Source organism: Vibrio paracholerae (genome assembly GCF_037672085.1).
GTDB lineage: Bacteria > Pseudomonadota > Gammaproteobacteria > Enterobacterales > Vibrionaceae > Vibrio > Vibrio cholerae.
On sequence record NZ_JBBHLM010000003.1, the window covers coordinates 108885 to 124528 of the forward strand.

18 protein-coding genes are annotated in these 15644 nt (G+C 50.2%); 8 read left to right on the plus strand and 10 right to left on the minus strand.

The features are described from left to right. The first annotated feature begins 63 nt into the window (after window positions 1-63). Entirely contained in the window at window positions 64-1131 is a 1068-nt protein-coding gene (locus R4537_RS17800; RefSeq protein ID WP_071178162.1) for a glycosyltransferase family 9 protein, read from the plus strand. A gap of 42 nt (window positions 1132-1173) precedes the next feature. After that, entirely contained in the window at window positions 1174-1953 is a 780-nt protein-coding gene (locus tag R4537_RS17805; RefSeq protein WP_071178161.1) for a glycosyltransferase family 2 protein, read from the plus strand. 60 nt (window positions 1954-2013) lie between these two features. Here the strand turns inward: R4537_RS17805 and R4537_RS17810 are convergent, their stop codons facing one another. Beyond that, window positions 2014-3051: a glycosyltransferase family 9 protein gene (locus R4537_RS17810; RefSeq protein ID WP_071178160.1), complete on the minus strand. Its 1038-nt coding sequence runs from the start codon at window positions 3049-3051 to the stop codon at window positions 2014-2016. A gap of 110 nt (window positions 3052-3161) precedes the next feature. Here R4537_RS17810 and coaD point away from each other — a divergent pair, with 110 nt between their 5' ends. Then, window positions 3162-3656: a pantetheine-phosphate adenylyltransferase gene (gene coaD, locus R4537_RS17815; RefSeq protein WP_000078886.1), complete on the plus strand. Its 495-nt coding sequence runs from the start codon at window positions 3162-3164 to the stop codon at window positions 3654-3656. A 96-nt stretch (window positions 3657-3752) separates the two neighbouring features. Here the strand turns inward: coaD and mutM are convergent, their stop codons facing one another. From mutM to R4537_RS17845, 6 genes are all read right to left on the minus strand, one after another. Continuing rightward, complete coding sequence (gene mutM, locus R4537_RS17820; protein ID WP_001114646.1) at window positions 3753-4562, minus strand: bifunctional DNA-formamidopyrimidine glycosylase/DNA-(apurinic or apyrimidinic site) lyase; 810 nt, start codon at window positions 4560-4562, stop codon at window positions 3753-3755. A gap of 9 nt (window positions 4563-4571) precedes the next feature. Then, complete coding sequence (locus R4537_RS17825) at window positions 4572-5054, minus strand: hypothetical protein (protein WP_033931555.1); 483 nt, start codon at window positions 5052-5054, stop codon at window positions 4572-4574. Between the two features lie 226 nt (window positions 5055-5280). Next, window positions 5281-5448 (minus strand): 50S ribosomal protein L33, encoded by a 168-nt coding sequence (gene rpmG, locus R4537_RS17830; RefSeq protein ID WP_001051801.1) that lies wholly within the window; start codon window positions 5446-5448, stop codon window positions 5281-5283. A 13-nt stretch (window positions 5449-5461) separates the two neighbouring features. Continuing rightward, a complete protein-coding gene (gene rpmB / locus R4537_RS17835; RefSeq protein WP_000091951.1) occupies window positions 5462-5698 on the minus strand; it encodes a 50S ribosomal protein L28 in 237 nt (78 codons plus the stop codon). 294 nt (window positions 5699-5992) lie between these two features. Next, entirely contained in the window at window positions 5993-6667 is a 675-nt protein-coding gene (gene radC, locus R4537_RS17840) for a RadC family protein (RefSeq protein ID WP_000053459.1), read from the minus strand. A 111-nt stretch (window positions 6668-6778) separates the two neighbouring features. Next, window positions 6779-8458, minus strand: coding sequence for a methyl-accepting chemotaxis protein (locus tag R4537_RS17845; RefSeq protein ID WP_042988059.1), 1680 nt, complete (start codon window positions 8456-8458; stop codon window positions 6779-6781). A gap of 182 nt (window positions 8459-8640) precedes the next feature. Between R4537_RS17845 and coaBC the strand changes: the two genes are divergently transcribed. After that, window positions 8641-9840: a bifunctional phosphopantothenoylcysteine decarboxylase/phosphopantothenate--cysteine ligase CoaBC gene (gene coaBC / locus R4537_RS17850; RefSeq protein ID WP_071178159.1), complete on the plus strand. Its 1200-nt coding sequence runs from the start codon at window positions 8641-8643 to the stop codon at window positions 9838-9840. Between the two features lie 65 nt (window positions 9841-9905). Here the strand turns inward: coaBC and R4537_RS17855 are convergent, their stop codons facing one another. Further along, window positions 9906-10043, minus strand: coding sequence for a hypothetical protein (locus R4537_RS17855; RefSeq protein WP_001889830.1), 138 nt, complete (start codon window positions 10041-10043; stop codon window positions 9906-9908). Between R4537_RS17855 and slmA the strand changes: the two genes are divergently transcribed. The 3 genes from slmA to lpxN are packed head-to-tail and all read left to right on the plus strand — an operon-like array spanning window position 9999 to window position 12530. After that, window positions 9999-10589, plus strand: a complete 591-nt coding sequence (slmA, locus tag R4537_RS17860; RefSeq protein WP_000918348.1) for a nucleoid occlusion factor SlmA — start codon at window positions 9999-10001, stop codon at window positions 10587-10589. The two genes, R4537_RS17855 and slmA, sit on opposite strands and share 45 nt — an antisense overlap. A 5-nt stretch (window positions 10590-10594) precedes the next feature. Further along, window positions 10595-11542 (plus strand): LpxL/LpxP family Kdo(2)-lipid IV(A) lauroyl/palmitoleoyl acyltransferase, encoded by a 948-nt coding sequence (gene lpxL / locus R4537_RS17865; protein ID WP_071178158.1) that lies wholly within the window; start codon window positions 10595-10597, stop codon window positions 11540-11542. A 10-nt stretch (window positions 11543-11552) separates the two neighbouring features. Continuing rightward, window positions 11553-12530, plus strand: a complete 978-nt coding sequence (gene lpxN, locus R4537_RS17870) for a lipid A biosynthesis myristoyltransferase LpxN (protein WP_071178157.1) — start codon at window positions 11553-11555, stop codon at window positions 12528-12530. Between the two features lie 86 nt (window positions 12531-12616). Here lpxN and pyrE read toward each other — a convergent pair whose 3' ends face one another. Next, window positions 12617-13258: an orotate phosphoribosyltransferase gene (gene pyrE, locus R4537_RS17875; RefSeq protein WP_001924404.1), complete on the minus strand. Its 642-nt coding sequence runs from the start codon at window positions 13256-13258 to the stop codon at window positions 12617-12619. A gap of 364 nt (window positions 13259-13622) precedes the next feature. Beyond that, window positions 13623-14339, minus strand: a complete 717-nt coding sequence (gene rph / locus R4537_RS17880) for a ribonuclease PH (protein ID WP_032481519.1) — start codon at window positions 14337-14339, stop codon at window positions 13623-13625. Between the two features lie 241 nt (window positions 14340-14580). Between rph and R4537_RS17885 the strand changes: the two genes are divergently transcribed. Further along, window positions 14581-15447: a YicC/YloC family endoribonuclease gene (locus R4537_RS17885; RefSeq protein WP_071178156.1), complete on the plus strand. Its 867-nt coding sequence runs from the start codon at window positions 14581-14583 to the stop codon at window positions 15445-15447. Window positions 15448-15644 lie beyond the last annotated feature (197 nt).

Consider the following 15644-nt stretch of genomic DNA (forward strand, 5'->3'; position numbering starts at 1 on the left):
TTCTGGTCAGCTCTGCATAATTCTGGCTCAATTATCGAATAGGTTTATCGAATAGGCTTGGCTATGGCACTGTTTCAATCAGCCCCACACTCTCTTTGTATCCTGCGTTTATCGGCGATTGGTGATGTCTGTAATACGATAGCTGCCGTACAAGCGATTCAACGCCAATGGCCGCAAACACGTATCACTTGGGTGACGGGTAAACTGGAAGCAGAACTTATCCAATATCTGCCCGATATTCAGGTCATCGTGTTTGATAAAAAACTCGGATGGCGTGCTTACACTCAGCTTTGGCAGCAATTAAAGTCCGAGCGTTTTGATGCACTACTGCACATGCAGTACGCTTTTCGCGCCAGCATTGCGACTTTGGGGATCAAAGCGCGCTATAAACTGGGTTTTGATGCAGCGCGCAGCCAAGATTTTCAAACTTGGTTTACCAATGTCAAAGTTCCCTCACCGGACAAAATGCACGTCTTAGATGGTTTATTGGCATTCGTTGAGCACTTAGGTATTCGCGATATTGAGCCTAAGTGGTCACTCACCTGCCAACCTGACGATCTGACATGGGCTGAGGCGCAGTTTCAGCCCGAGCAGCCTCGCTTAGTTGTGGTGCCCGGAGCAAGCAAAGCTTATAAGAATTGGACGGCAGAGGGCTATGCAGCAGTTATTGAACATGCCCAACAACAAGGCTGGCAAGTGATCTTGGCCGGAAGCCCAGCACAAGTTGAGCGCGATCTGGCCGCGCAAGTGGAGCAAGCACTCGCTCACCCCGTCTTAAACTTGGTGGGAAAAAGCACGCTGCAACAGATGCTCGCACTGCTCGCAAAGGCCGATTTGGTGATCGCCCCCGATACAGGCCCAGCGCATATGGCTAATGCCATGCATACACCAATCATTGGTCTCTACGCTCACCATAATCCTGAGCGCACAGGTCCATACCATTATCGCCACTATGTCGTTTCCGCTTACCAAGAAGCTTTACTTGCGGAAACCGGTAAAACGCCGCAGCAGGTTGATTGGCGCACGCGGGTTAAAGACCCCAATGCGATGCAGCGCATCACTGCGCAACAAGTGATTGCGATGTTTGAGCGTGCATCTGCTGACATCATGGCCACACAGGTGAACGATTGATACACCTTTTATACCCAGATTTATTCGTAACGAGGATTTTTCGTGAGTAAACCAACGCTTGCTGTCGCATTGATAGTAAAAAATGAAGCGCGTCATCTGGATGAGTGCTTACAAACCGTGTACGACTGGGTCGATGAGATCGTGGTGCTCGATTCTGGCAGTAACGATGAAACCGAGCAGGTCGCGCGCCGTTACACTGAAAAATTTTACGTGAATGCGAAGTGGCCGGGCTTTGGCCCACAGCGCCAACAGGCCCAATCTTATGTCCAATCGGATTATGTGCTGTGGCTGGATGCCGATGAGCGAGTGACTCCTGATCTCAAGCAGAGCATTTTGCAAGCCGTTGCCGCTAATAAGCCGGATACCTTGTATCAATTTGCACGTCTCAGTTGGGTGTTTGGCCGTTTTATCCGTCATAGCGGTTGGTACCCCGATCGCGTACTGCGCCTCTACCCAACTCAACTGACTCGCTACAATGACGCATTAGTGCATGAAAAGGTGCACGTTGAGCCAAGCATGAAAGTCGAAACTTTAGCGGGCGATGCGATTCACTACACCTATAACGATGTGCATCATTATCTGGTGAAATCCGCGGGTTACGCCAAAGCGTGGGCGGATCAACGTCAAGCGAAAGGCAAAAAGGCCACCCTTTCTCAAGGCATCCTCCATGCTGTGGGCTGCTTTTTGAAAATGTATCTGCTCAAGCGCGGTTTTTTAGATGGAAAACAGGGATTTTTAATTGCACTGCTCTCTGCACACTCCACCTTTGTGAAATACGCTGATTTGTGGGCACGGGATAATGACGAGCACTACAAACGCTAAGCCGATATCTATCGAGTAAAGTAAGAAAGACAAAGGGAGCCGCAGCTCCCTTTTTAATGATTAAAGCTGCACACTACGCAGCCAAGGCGTAAGCTCAGTCAATACGCTCTTCATATCAATCCGACTCATGTTCTCTTGGTTTGCTTTATCATCTGCAGGTGGCGGGCAAAAAGCGATGTGCTTACCTTGCGAGTTGAGTGGTCGCCAGCGCAGTGGTGTTGCTGAACGCTTGGCTGGGAAGAATCCGACCGTCGGCACATCCAAGGCTGCTGCGATATGCAAAGGCCCTGTCGAGCCCGCAATGAAAAGCTGCGCGCACGCCAGCGAGCGAGTGAAATCCACCAGCCCGTCATTTTTGGCGTACAAGGCTGCAGGCACTCCTTGCTCAGCAAGTAAGCTTTGCAATTGCGCCGCTTTCTCTTCTTCGCCAGGTCCTGCGGTGAGTACCACTTGTTTGTGCTCATCCATCACGCCTGTCACTAACTCACAGTATTGCGCCAAAGAGAGATTATTCGCGGAGCCGCCACTGCCAGCATGAACAAAAAGCCACGCCTTAGCCGGATTAAGCTCTAGCTGCTCAGCGAGTTTGATACGCTGCGCCGCCAACTGCTCAGCAGGAAAGGTCAGATACGGTGCGTTTGGTTCAATAATCGGCTGGCCGATATCACGCAAAAAGGCACGTACCAAATCAAGATTGTATTCGTATTCCGGCTTGGCTGATTGCGAGCGCTTTTGCTTAATGCGGTGCTGATAGAAAATCTGCGCCAATTTGGTCGCGGGCGCTAAACGGTAAGGAATGCGTGCTTTCCACACTAAGAGCGCGTTATACATGGTCGAAAACAGGTTAATAGAAGCATCAAACTGCTGCGCTTTTAAGCTTTGCACCAACTGCTTATGCTGCGCTTTATCCGCCTGTTGGCCGGGGTCGATAATCACCGCGTCAATCCATGGACAAAGTTCTGCCAGTGCGGCGGTGTATTTCGGCACCAGCGCGGTGATATGACAATCCGGCAGAGAAGCTTTCAGCATAGCGAAACTTGGCCAAGCCAGCATAAAATCGCCAATTTTATCGTTGCGAATAACCAGTAACTTTTTCATTGTGCTCGATAAGGTGTGAAATTTTGCGTGCTCATCATACCGACTTCATAGGTAAATGTGAGGCTTTTTGTTAGGATGAGGCCACTTCCCTGATTGATGAGTAACGGATTGTGAGCCAAAAACGTCTTTCCCGAGTGATTTACCCCGGCACTTTTGACCCCATCACTAACGGTCATCTGGATCTGATTGAGCGCGCCGCGCAAATGTTTGATGAAGTGATCATCGCCGTGGCCGCCAGTCCGAGTAAAAACACTCTGTTCACGCTCGAAGAACGGGTCGAGTTCGCGCGCCATGTCACCTCTCATCTGGATAACGTCAGCGCGAAAGGCTTTTCCGGATTGTTAGTTGATTTTGCCAAAGCCGAAAAAGCGAATGTCTTGATCCGCGGCTTGCGTACCACAGTCGATTTTGAATACGAATTTGGTCTCACCAATATGTATCGCCGTTTAATGCCGGGCTTAGAGAGTGTGTTTTTAACGCCCGCCGAAGAGCACGCGTTTATCTCATCAACCTTAGTCCGGGAAGTGGCGATCCACGGCGGCAATGTGGATGAGTTTGTGCCCACTATTGTCGCTAACGCTCTACATCAAAAGAAAAAAATCTAGCGCTTCAAAGGGATGCAAGCTCGCACCCCTCAATCTCCTTCCTACTTGAAGCTGCAGCTGTGTTGGCTACCTGCAACTCTAAGTCGTTTGGGTATATCAATGCTGGCACTGCGGGCAGAAAAAGGTATTGCGCTGAGCAATTTTCTGCTCGCAAATCGGCTCTCCACAATGGGGGCAAGGCTGTTTGGCTTTGCCATACACTTGCAGCTCTTGCGCGAAATAACCCGGCTTACCATCGCTTTGGGTAAAATCTTTCAGCGTGGTGCCGCCTTGCTTAATCGCCACTTGCAATACTTGTTTGATGTTCGCCACTAAGGTTTGCCACTCCTCTAAGCTCAGCGAATGAGCGGGGCGCAGTGGATGGAGGCGTGATGTAAACAGCGATTCATTGGCATAGATATTCCCCACCCCCACGACTGCGGCGTTGTCCATGATGAAAGCTTTGACTGCAATGCGTTTGTTGCGCGCTTTGTCCATCATATATTCAGCGTTAAAAGCTTCGGTCAGAGGCTCAGGCCCCAAACGCCCGAGCACTTCATGGCTCTCATCAGGCGCACACCATAACCAAGCCCCGAAGCGACGCGGATCGTTATAGCGCAGCCGTTTGCCGCTGGTCATCACCAGATCCACATGATCGTGTTTCGCAGCAGGAAAATCGCCATCCAAAATACGCAGTGAGCCAGACATACCTAAATGCACAATCGCACTGCCGACGGCGGTTTCAATAATCAGATATTTAGCGCGGCGATGAATCGCGAGAATAGTCTGCCCTTCAAGCTGTTTCAGCTCTTGAGGGATCGGCCAGCGCAACTTGGGCGTACGTAACACTAAGGATTGAATGGTGCCGCCGACCAAATGTGGGGAGATCCCTAAACGGCTGACTTCAACTTCAGGTAATTCAGGCATGACAACCTCTTACAATGGCGCAGGGAATAGATAACTCGCTTCGGCCGAGACCGCAATCCAACGATCTTGCCAGTTTTTTAGCAACCAAAATTGTGGGGTTTGATAGAAGGTGATCCTTTGTGGCTCTTCGCGATCGGCATACCACACTTCTATCGTTTGTGCGTTTGGCAACGTTGGTTGCAGGGCGCGATACGTCGCCTCATCCACTTCTGTCCCAGTGAGTGCATGCCAACGCTGCACTAATTCTTGCCCATCAACACTCAACTCAGGCTCCGACTGCCACTCTTCGCGGCTTTTTTCTAATGAAAACGCAGGGAAATGCAACGCCTGTAAGGTGGCGTCCGCTCTCAGTAAGCTTGGAAACTGGCTCGCCGGATCGGGCAATAAATAGCTTTTAATCACGGTCGGCAGATTAATCACCGCGATAAAAGCAATTACAGACAAAATCAGAATGTTGTTCCAACGGCGACGTCGATTGGGAGAAACGCGCATAATCACTCCTTGCGATAAGCAAACGTTTTGAGATTAACAAAGTGCTTAGTGAGATCCTAGTCATCCCCTTGCTACTTGAAGCTGCAACACCAAGTAGTTTGAGTATAAGAGGAGCTCTATACCTTGGCCTTTCTGTTATTGGCAGCCAAAACCCAAATAACAGGCAGAAAAAAACCCAACCAAAGGCTGGGTTTTTTTACAACACTGTAAACAAGAGCTAAATCAATTACTTGATTTTTGCTTCTTTGTACACAACGTGCTGGCGAACTACAGGATCATATTTCTTGATCTCGAACTTGCCAGGCATATTGCGCTTGTTCTTATCAGTGGTGTAGAAGTGACCTGTACCTGCAGATGATACTAGGCGGATTTTTTCGCGAATGCCTTTAGCCATTGCTCAATTCCTCTTAAACGTTTTCGCCACGTGCACGCATATCTACAAGAACAGCATCGATGCCTTTCTTATCGATAATACGCATACCTTTAGCAGTTAGACGTAGTTTAACAAAACGTTTTTCGCTCTCTACCCAGAAACGATGAGTTTGTAGGTTCGGCAGAAAACGACGCTTAGTAGCATTTTTTGCGTGTGAGCGGTTGTTACCAACTGCAGGACGCTTACCAGTTACTTGGCATACTCGTGACATGAATGTCTTCTCCAAATCGTTTCAGCTCGATATCAACCTTGGTGGCCGAACCTCTCTCTTTCCAAAATCAGAAGTTGAGGTTAAAAACCGTTATGGAATATCCATACAAGGCTATCAAAGGTCGCGCATTATACTAACTTGCCGCACATTGCTCAAGACCCGAACAGATCCTTTTCGCAGGATTTGCTGATCTTTTTACGGTGCGAGCTGAATCAGGGTTAAAAAATGTCGGGGCATATTAGCAGATTCTCGCTAACTCACAAGCTTAAAAATGCCGCAAACCATAAGTGTTGACTATATCCAGCCGCGTTCAGCAAAAGAGACCACTTCGCCATCACCGACAACAAAATGATCCAGCACGCGAATCTCAACCAAACCGAGTGCATCACGTAGGCGATCGGTGATCCTTCGATCGGCTTGACTCGGTTCAGCAACCCCAGAAGGATGGTTGTGCGCCAGTATTACCGCAGCGGCATTATGGTGTAGCGCCCGCTTAACCACTTCTCGTGGGTAAACGCTCGCCGCATCAATCGTCCCTTCAAATAAAATCTCATCGCGAATCACACGATGTTGGTTATCCAAAAACAATATATAGAAGGCTTCTCGCTGGCGATCGCGCAGCACGCTCGATAAATAGAGTTTGGTTTGCTGCGGACTAGTGAGCGCATCACCGCGCTTTAGGGTTTCAGCGAGATAACGCTGCGTCATCTCCAATACCGCTTGTAATTGAACAAATTTGGCTTCGCCCAACCCTTTGTGGCGACAAAACTGCTCCTTGGAGGCACAAAACAGTGCGCGCAGCGATCCAAAATCGCGCAGCAGCAGATCCGCCAAGGCGAGCACATTCATACCATGCGTGCCTGTACGTAGGAAAATCGCCAACAATTCCGCATCACTTAATGATTGCGGGCCGCGTTGCAGCAATTTTTCGCGCGGCATCGATTCGGTGGGTAACTCTTTCAGACTCATCTCTTTTCTCGGCGTCGGTTTTGTTTACTCAAGCCAGAGAAAAGGAAGGGCCGCAAGCGGCCCTTCTCAAGTTTCGAATCACCTCAAGCGGCGATGCAATTTCACTGTTGATTAAAGCTTAAAATGCCCAACCAAAGTGCCCATCTGTTGCCCAGAATGGGACAAACTTGCGCTCACGCTTTCGGTCTGTTTAAAGCTTTCACTGAGTTCATTGACGATCTGCTGAATCGCGACCAGATTTTGGTTGATGTCTTCTGCTACGGCGCTTTGCTGCTCAGCCGCAGAAGCCGTCTGAATGCCCATATCATGAATTAGGCTTACTGCTTTGGAGATCCCCGCTAAGCTCTCTTTAATCTGCACCGATTCCAGCGCGGTTTTCTCACCACGCTCTTGGCTGATGTTCATGCTCTGCACCGCTTTACTGACCCCTTGATGCAACGCATTGAGCATTTCACCAATCTCTTTGGTGCTATTTTGAGTACGACTCGCCAGTGAGCGTACTTCATCGGCCACCACAGCAAAGCCGCGCCCCTGTTCACCCGCTCGCGCCGCTTCAATCGCCGCATTCAGTGCCAGTAAATTGGTTTGCTCAGCAATATCACCAATCACTTTCAGCACTTGGGTGATCTTCGCCGCCTGTTGGCTGAGATCGCCGACCGCGGCAGAGGTTTGGTTCACTTCGTTGACCAACTCACCAATCCCATCAATCGCCAGATTCACCTCTTTCTGCGCGACAGCAATTTGGCTGTTAGCCGACTCAATCGCTTGCGCGGTCGAGTAAGTGTTGCTCGCCACTTCGCGCGCCGTGGCGCTCATTTCAGTCACCGCCGCGACAACTTTATCGGTCTCTAAACAGTGACCGTCCATCTTATGGCTGGCTTGCGAGGTTTGTTGATCCAACTCCTGCGCAGCCGCTTCGACCGTATTGGCCGAGGCGCGGATATCGGTCATGAGCGGATGCAGCTTATCCATAAAGGCGTTAAACGCTTTCGCCACATCGCCAATCTCATCTTGGCTCTCAACTTTAATTCGCGCGGTTAAATCGCCGCCACCCGCAGCGACCGCCTGTAATGAGCTCACCACATGTTGCAGTGGTGCAATGCCGCGAGACACCAAAACACTCACCGCAATAATAGTGAACACCAAACCGACAACCGAAAGCCCAATCGCGGAGATCATTTGATCGTAGAGATCCGCCTCGCGCTGCGCGCGAAACTCTGCCACTTGGGTATCGACATCATCAATATAGATGCCCGTCCCCAATACCCAATCCCATTTCGGTAGGTATTCGGCATAACCCAGTTTCGGCGCTTGAGCATTAATCGTCGGTTTGTGCCAAGAGAAATAGAGGAATCCATCGCCCATTTTCGAGGCATCAATTAAGCCAGCAATCACCGCCACACCATTTTCATCTTTCATGCCGTAGAGGTTTTTGCCTTCTAATTCAGGCTTAATCGCATGTAGGGTATTGACCCCTTGTGAGTCGTAAGCAAAGAAATAGCCATCGCTGTCAAAACGCATCGCTTTGAGGATTTGTTTGGCTTGCGCTTGGTTTTCACCGGCTTTATCACTCTCATATAAAGGTTTCACCGCAGTCACCCCCATCATGAGATAGGCTTGCAGCTCTTTTTTCTTGGCATCAATCAGATCGGTGCGGTAGTTTTCTAGCTCTTTTTGTAAGGTAGATAACCCACTCTGATAATTCACCGCCATGACCAAGGCGGTAATGACGATCAGAGGAATGACCGTCAATAGCAGTAATTTGGTACGGCTTCGTAGAGAAGACAGCATAAGATTCCCTTTTATTATTGTTAGGATTGTGAAGAACTTATCGCATATCCATGGTCTATAGTCTGTGAAATGACCGATGATTTGCAGCTTGACCAGTTCAAGAAAAAGACAAGATTGACACCACTCCGACATTTATTAAGAGCTGTGCTAACATAGCGCGCAGATTTTTTGAGGGATCCCAAATGCAATCATTGGCAGGCAAAAAGATTCTGCTCGGTATCAGTGGCGGTATCGCAGCGTATAAGTGTGCAGAATTGACTCGTCGATTGGTGGAGCGCGGCGCAACCGTGCAAGTGGTGATGACCCACGCCGCCAAAGAATTCATTACTCCGCTGACCATGCAGGCCGTTTCCGGACGTCCCGTGTCGGATAGCTTGCTTGACCCTGCGGCAGAAGCCTCAATGGGGCATATTGAGCTCGCTAAATGGGCCGATTTGGTGCTGCTGGCACCAGCGACTGCCGATCTCATCGCGCGCATGGCCGCAGGCATGGGCAATGATTTGCTCACCACGCTCATTCTGGCCACCAGCGCACCAGTAGCGATTGCTCCGGCCATGAATCAGCAGATGTATCGCAATATCGCGACCCAAGAAAATCTACAAACGCTGATCCGCCGTGGTTATCTGACTTGGGGTCCTGCGGCTGGCGAACAAGCCTGTGGAGATGTCGGCCCAGGTCGTATGTTGGAGCCGATGGAATTAGTGGCGCACTGTGAAAACTTCTTCGCCCCGAAAATTCTGCTCGGTAAACGCGTGCTGATCACCGCAGGCCCAACTCGTGAAGCGCTCGACCCAGTACGCTATATCACCAACCACAGCTCAGGCAAAATGGGCTTTGCGCTCGCCAAAGCCGCCGCGCAGCTCGGCGCTGACGTCACGCTGGTCAGCGGGCCGGTGCATCTGCCAACGCCGGTAGGCGTCAATCGCATTGATGTGCAAAGTGGATTAGAAATGCACAGCGCAGTGATGAAAGAGGCAACCTCACACCAGATCTTTATCGCGTGCGCCGCGGTAGCCGACTATCGTCCACAAACCGTGGCCGAGCAGAAGATCAAAAAGAGCCGTGATAACGACACATTGACCATTGAGATGGTGAAAAATCCCGATATCGTGGCGTCCGTTGCGGCTCTGACTGAGAATCGACCGTTTACCGTTGGCTTTGCGGCAGAAACGCAAGATGTCGAGACCTATGCGCGTAGCAAGCTCGTGCGCAAGAATCTGGATATGATCTGCGCCAACGACGTCTCGATTGCTGGCCAAGGCTTTAACAGCAATGACAATGCCTTGACCCTATTCTGGAAAGAAGGGCAACACAGCCTACCTTTAACCAGTAAAGATGCGCTCGCTAGCGCAGTAATGCATTTGATTCATGAGCAAATGTAGGCGTTATTTTCGCCACCTACTTCAACCATTTTTATCAACACGCTTCGAACAACCTCTGAGCTTAGTTACACTTCAAAGGTTTCATCTTTGTCGCAGGCGCTTAGTCTGCGGCGTAGTTGTTGTTCATCAGCAGTGATAACCAAAAGGAAAAACGGGGCATGGCCGGCAATAAAAAAATCAATCGACGCGAAGAAATCCTGCAAGCTCTTGCCGAGATGCTGGAATCCCATGACGGGGCTTCACGCATCACCACCGCAAAACTCGCTAAGCAAGTTGGCGTGTCCGAAGCCGCGCTGTATCGCCATTTCCCGAGCAAAGCTCGTATGTTTGAAGGCTTGATTGAGTTTATTGAAGAATCCTTGATGTCGCGTATCAACCGCATCTTTGATGAAGAAAAAGATACACTCAATCGCATTCGTTTAGTGATGCAACTGCTGCTCGCCTTTGCCGAACGTAACCCAGGCTTGACACGCATTCTCTCGGGACATGCTTTGATGTTTGAAAATGAGCGCTTACGCGATCGCATCAATCAGTTGTTTGAACGGATTGAAACCTCTTTGCGTCAAATTCTGCGTGAACGTAAACTCCGTGAAGGGAAATCCTTCCCGGTTGATGAAAATATCCTCGCCGCGCAGCTGCTCGGTCAGGTGGAAGGCAGCTTGAATCGCTTTGTGCGTTCTGATTTCAAATACCTGCCAACCGCGAATTTTGATGAATACTGGGCGCTGCTAAGTGCACAGATTAAGTGAGTACAATGAGTCAAGATAAATACAGCAAACCTGAATTCTCCTTCTCTTTATTGCACCCAAAATACTGGGGAGTCTGGCTTGGTTTTGGCCTACTCGCCCTGCTGGTTAACCTGCTGCCTTATCCTTTGCTGCTAAAAATCGGCCGCGGTTTAGGCCAATTTTCGATGCGCTTTGGTCAAAAACGTGTCCACATCGCCAGACGCAATCTGGAACTCGCCTTTCCAACCATGAGCCAAAGCGAGATCGATGCGTTTGTCTTAGAAAACTTCAAAAATACCGGTGCGGCCCTGATTGAAACTGGCGTCACTTGGTTCTGGCCAACCTGGCGCTTTAAACGCATTTTGATTGATAAAGATACTCACGCAATGCGCCAACACGCCGAAGCAGGCAAAGGGGTTTTGTTGTGTTGCGTACATGCGCTGAATCTGGAAATCACCGCGCGTGCTTTTGGTGTACTAGGCATCGGCGGCTATGGCGTGTATCGTCCGCACAGTAATCCTGCCTATGAGTTCATTCAGTACCGTGGTCGCACACGTAACGGCAATAAGCTTATCAACCGAACCGATATCAAGCAGATGATCCGCGTGCTACGCCAAGGCGAGCGAGTATTCTATCTACCGGATCAGGACTACGGCCACAACAAATCGGTGTTTGTGCCTTTCTTTGCAGTAGAAGAAGCTTGCACCACAACCGGCACCAGTATTTTGGCTTATACCAGCCACTGCGCGATTGTGATTGGATCCGGTTTCCGTAACGCGCAAGGGCGCTATGAGATCATGGCTGATAAATCGATTGAAGCGGACTACCCGCAAAAAGATGAAACCGCTGCCGCAGCTTACATGAATAAATTTGTCGAAGAGATTATACTGCGCGCCCCCGAGCAATGGATGTGGCTGCACAAACGCTTCAAATCCTTGCCGGACTACGAACTGACCAACTCGCGCTATCAGTAAAGGTGAATTTGTGAGCGATCAAGACAACGGCATTGCACGCCATCTACATAACCCGCAATTTGAGTGGCGCTATCTGCACCCTAAACACTGGGGCACTTGGATCGGCATCGCGTTCGCGGCACTGTTGGCCTTTATTCCATGGCGCATACGAGATCGATTAGCCAAGCCCTTAGTGCCATTGATCATTAAGAAAAATGGCCGAGTAGTGCGCCGCGCTCGGGTTAACCTCGCCTACTGTTTTCCAGAGAAAAGCGAGCAAGAGCGCGAGCAGATCCTGCACGATACGTTTGTGAAAGCCTCGCAGTTTATGCTCGGTTATTCAGAGCTGTTGGTGCGCTCGACCCGCTACAACAACGCACGGGGCGAACTGATTGGCGAAGAGAACTTGCTGCCGCTGCTAGATAGCGGTGAGCGCGTGATTTTGTTAGTCCCACACTCTTGGGCCATTGATTACGCCGCCGTCATGCTGGCTGCACGCGGCTACAAAGTCGCCAACATCATGAAACCGCAGCGCAACCCGATTGCCGATTGGCTAATGCACGTCCAACGCATGCAGTATGGTGGCCGTATTTTCACTCGTGAATCGGGCATCAAACCTTTCTTGCGTTCCATTCAATCCGGCTATGTTGGCTACTGGGTGCCGGATGAAGATCACGGCCCGCAAAACTCCGTGTTTGTACCGTTTTTTGCTACCGAAAAAGCCACGCTCAAAGGGTTTGGCAAAATGGCTAAGCTGTGCAAAGCGCACGTGGTGCCTTTGATGTCATGCTACAACAGTGACTCAGGCCGTTATGAAGTGCACATTTTGCCTGCGCTGCAAAACTTTCCAACCGGCGATGAAGAAGCCGATGCACTGGCGATGAACCGTGCGATTGAAGCACTGGTCACGCCACAGCCGGAACAGTACATGTGGAACTTGTCGTTGCTGAAAACTCAGCGTGATGGACGAGAGATTTACGACAACTCCCATCATGGCGATCAAAGCTAAGCGTTTTGTTCTTGAGCTTAATGCTAGAAAAACAGCCTCATTTTGAGGCTGTTTTTTTCGTTTTAGGCTTAGTTGGATGAATGCGCTTAAATGCCGTACTGCGCGCGATACGCTTTCACCGCCTCTAGATGCTCAGTGTTGTTACCTTGCTGTTCAAGATAGGTGATGAGATCGGTCAGGCTCACAATCGAAATCACCGCACAGCCGAAATCACGTTCCACTTCTTGAATCGCAGACAGTTCGCCCTTGCCTTTCTCTTGGCGATCGATCGCGACCAGCACGCCGGCTAAATCAGCCTTGTTGGCTTGGATAAGCTCCATCGATTCACGAATTGCCGTACCGGCAGTGATCACATCATCCACCAGCATCACGCGACCTTCTAACTTACTGCCCACCAGATTACCGCCTTCGCCATGATCTTTGGCCTCTTTGCGGTTAAAGCAGTAAGGCGTATCCACATCGTGGTGATCCGCAAGTGCTACTGCTGTGGTGGTAGCAATCGGAATGCCCTTGTAAGCGGGGCCGAACAGCACATCAAACTCAATACCAGAATCGACTAACGCTGCCGCGTAAAAACGGCCCAAGCGCGCTAAATCTCGGCCAGTATTAAACAGACCAGCGTTAAAGAAATAAGGACTTTTACGGCCTGATTTCAAAGTAAATTCGCCAAACTTCAGCACCTGTTTTTCTAGGGCAAACTCAATAAATTCACGCTGGTAAGCTTTCATCATTTCTCTCTCTTAACTCATACACTTGGACTTACTTCCTCCCCACAGGGAGAAATTCAAACATTGTTCCGTCTCTTTTTAGAAGAGGGGGGTGTTCTGTGCTCCCCCCTTCTTGAGTAGGGTTGTATTTTTCCCCTCCCCTTCTAGGGGAGGGTCAGGGTGGGGTTACCAGCAACAAACGCATCTGCTCGTGATCTACCCCCTCCCAACCTCCCCCTAAAAGGGGGAGGTGTTTTAAGGCTAGCGCCCCTAAAAGAGCCATCACACTTAAAGCTAACTCCCCCTAGAAGGCGATGAGGATCAGGCATCGTCCAAAAAGGGATTTCCTAGGCAAAAAAATAGCCCCCAATTGGGAGCTACTTAATCAATCTAACAACGATGCCTTCTGCACTGCGACAATATCGGCAATGCCTTTTTTCGCGACAGCCAGCAATTCCAGCAACTGCTCATGACTGAACGGCTCACCTTCAGCAGTGCCTTGAATTTCAATCATCTTGCCTTCTTCGGTCATCACCACGTTCATATCCGTATCAGCGGCAGAATCTTCGACATATTCCAGATCGCACAGCACATCTTCACCTAGGATACCAACCGAAACCGCAGCCACATGGCCTTTCATCGGGTTCTTCTTCAGTTGGCCTTTAGCAATCAGATGGGCAAAAGCATCGGCCAGTGCCACGCTTGCACCGGTAATCGAAGCGGTACGCGTGCCGCCATCGGCTTGAATCACATCACAATCAACGGTGATCATGATTTCACCCATCGCTTCCAGATCCACCACAGCACGTAGGCTGCGCGCGATCAGACGCTGGATTTCCATGGTACGACCGCCTTGCTTACCATTGGTCGCTTCACGGCGCGTGCGTGAATGGGTTGCACGCGGCAACATGCCGTATTCCGCCGTCACCCAGCCTTTACCTTGGCCTTTTAACCAACGTGGCACACCTTCTTCAATGCTGGCATTACACAACACTTTGGTGTTGCCAAATTCCACCAACACCGAGCCTTCTGCGTACGCAGTGTAGTTGCGGGTGATTTTGATGGGGCGAACTTGGTCCGCAGCGCGGTTATCTGGACGCATAGGGTCTCGACCTTCTTGTGGCTGTATCAATTCGGTTGGGGCAGGATTATAGCCCAAAGCCCCTATAGGCGCTAGGCAATACCCCAACTACTTGGTGCTGCAGCGTCAAGATGGCCGTCGATATACCCTACCTGCAACTCCAAGTTGTTTGGGTATAACAAATTCAGCGCGGTAGCGCCGTTTTACCCGCTTTGCTACTATTAGCGCCAGTCACAAAGAGATGAAAGCAAAGGACATCCTGATGATTTACAGCATGACTGCGTACGCACGCAAAGAAGTCAAAGGCGATTGGGGCAGCGCCGTGTGGGAAATTCGCTCGGTTAACCAACGCTATTTAGAAACGTACTTCCGCCTGCCTGAGCAGTTCCGTGGTTTAGAACCACTGCTGCGCGAGCGTTTTCGTCAGCGCCTGTCACGCGGTAAGATCGAGTGTCATTTGCGCTTTGAAGCGAATCCAGCCGCGCAAAGCCACCTCACCATCAATCAAGGACTCGCCCAGCAAGTGATTAATGCCGCTAACCAGATCATGCACATGACCGGTGAACTCAGCCGCATTAACCCATTCCAAGTGATGCAGTGGCCGGGCGTGATGGAAACGCCTGAGCAGGATATGGACGCCATCAACCAAGCACTGCTCAGTGCGTTTGATGAAGGCGTGGACGAATTTATCGCCGCGCGTGGCCGAGAAGGCGACAATATGAAAGCGCTGATTGAGCAACGTTTGGATGCGATCAGCGCCGAAGTGGTCAAAGTACGCGCACGCATGCCAGAAATTCTGGAATGGCAACGCGAGCGTCTGTTCAGCAAATTTGAAGAGGCGAAAATCGAGCTTGATGCAAGCCGCGTAGAGCAAGAACTGATCCTGCTGGCACAAAAATCGGATGTAGCCGAAGAGCTGGATCGCCTCGACTCTCATGTCAAAGAAGCGCGTGAAGTGTTGAAAAAAGGTGGCTCGTGTGGCCGTAAACTCGATTTCATGATGCAAGAGTTCAACCGTGAATCGAACACCTTGGCTTCGAAATCCATCTCAACCGATATCACCGCCTCCGGTGTGGAGCTGAAAGTACTCATCGAGCAGATGAGAGAGCAGATCCAAAACATCGAATAGGTTCCTAGGTAGAAAGTTACCCGTCCAAGAATGTCTTAGAAGCCCTGTATTACCTTGTGAAGAGCATTGAAAATACAGGGCTTTTTTATTTTTTTCCGTCCAAATCGGTTTGCAGATGTCCGTTACCAACTACCTGTTTAGTGGTGGGCAGAATGGTGGGCAGTCCCCTCATTTTTGCTCAATAAGCATTTTGCGGT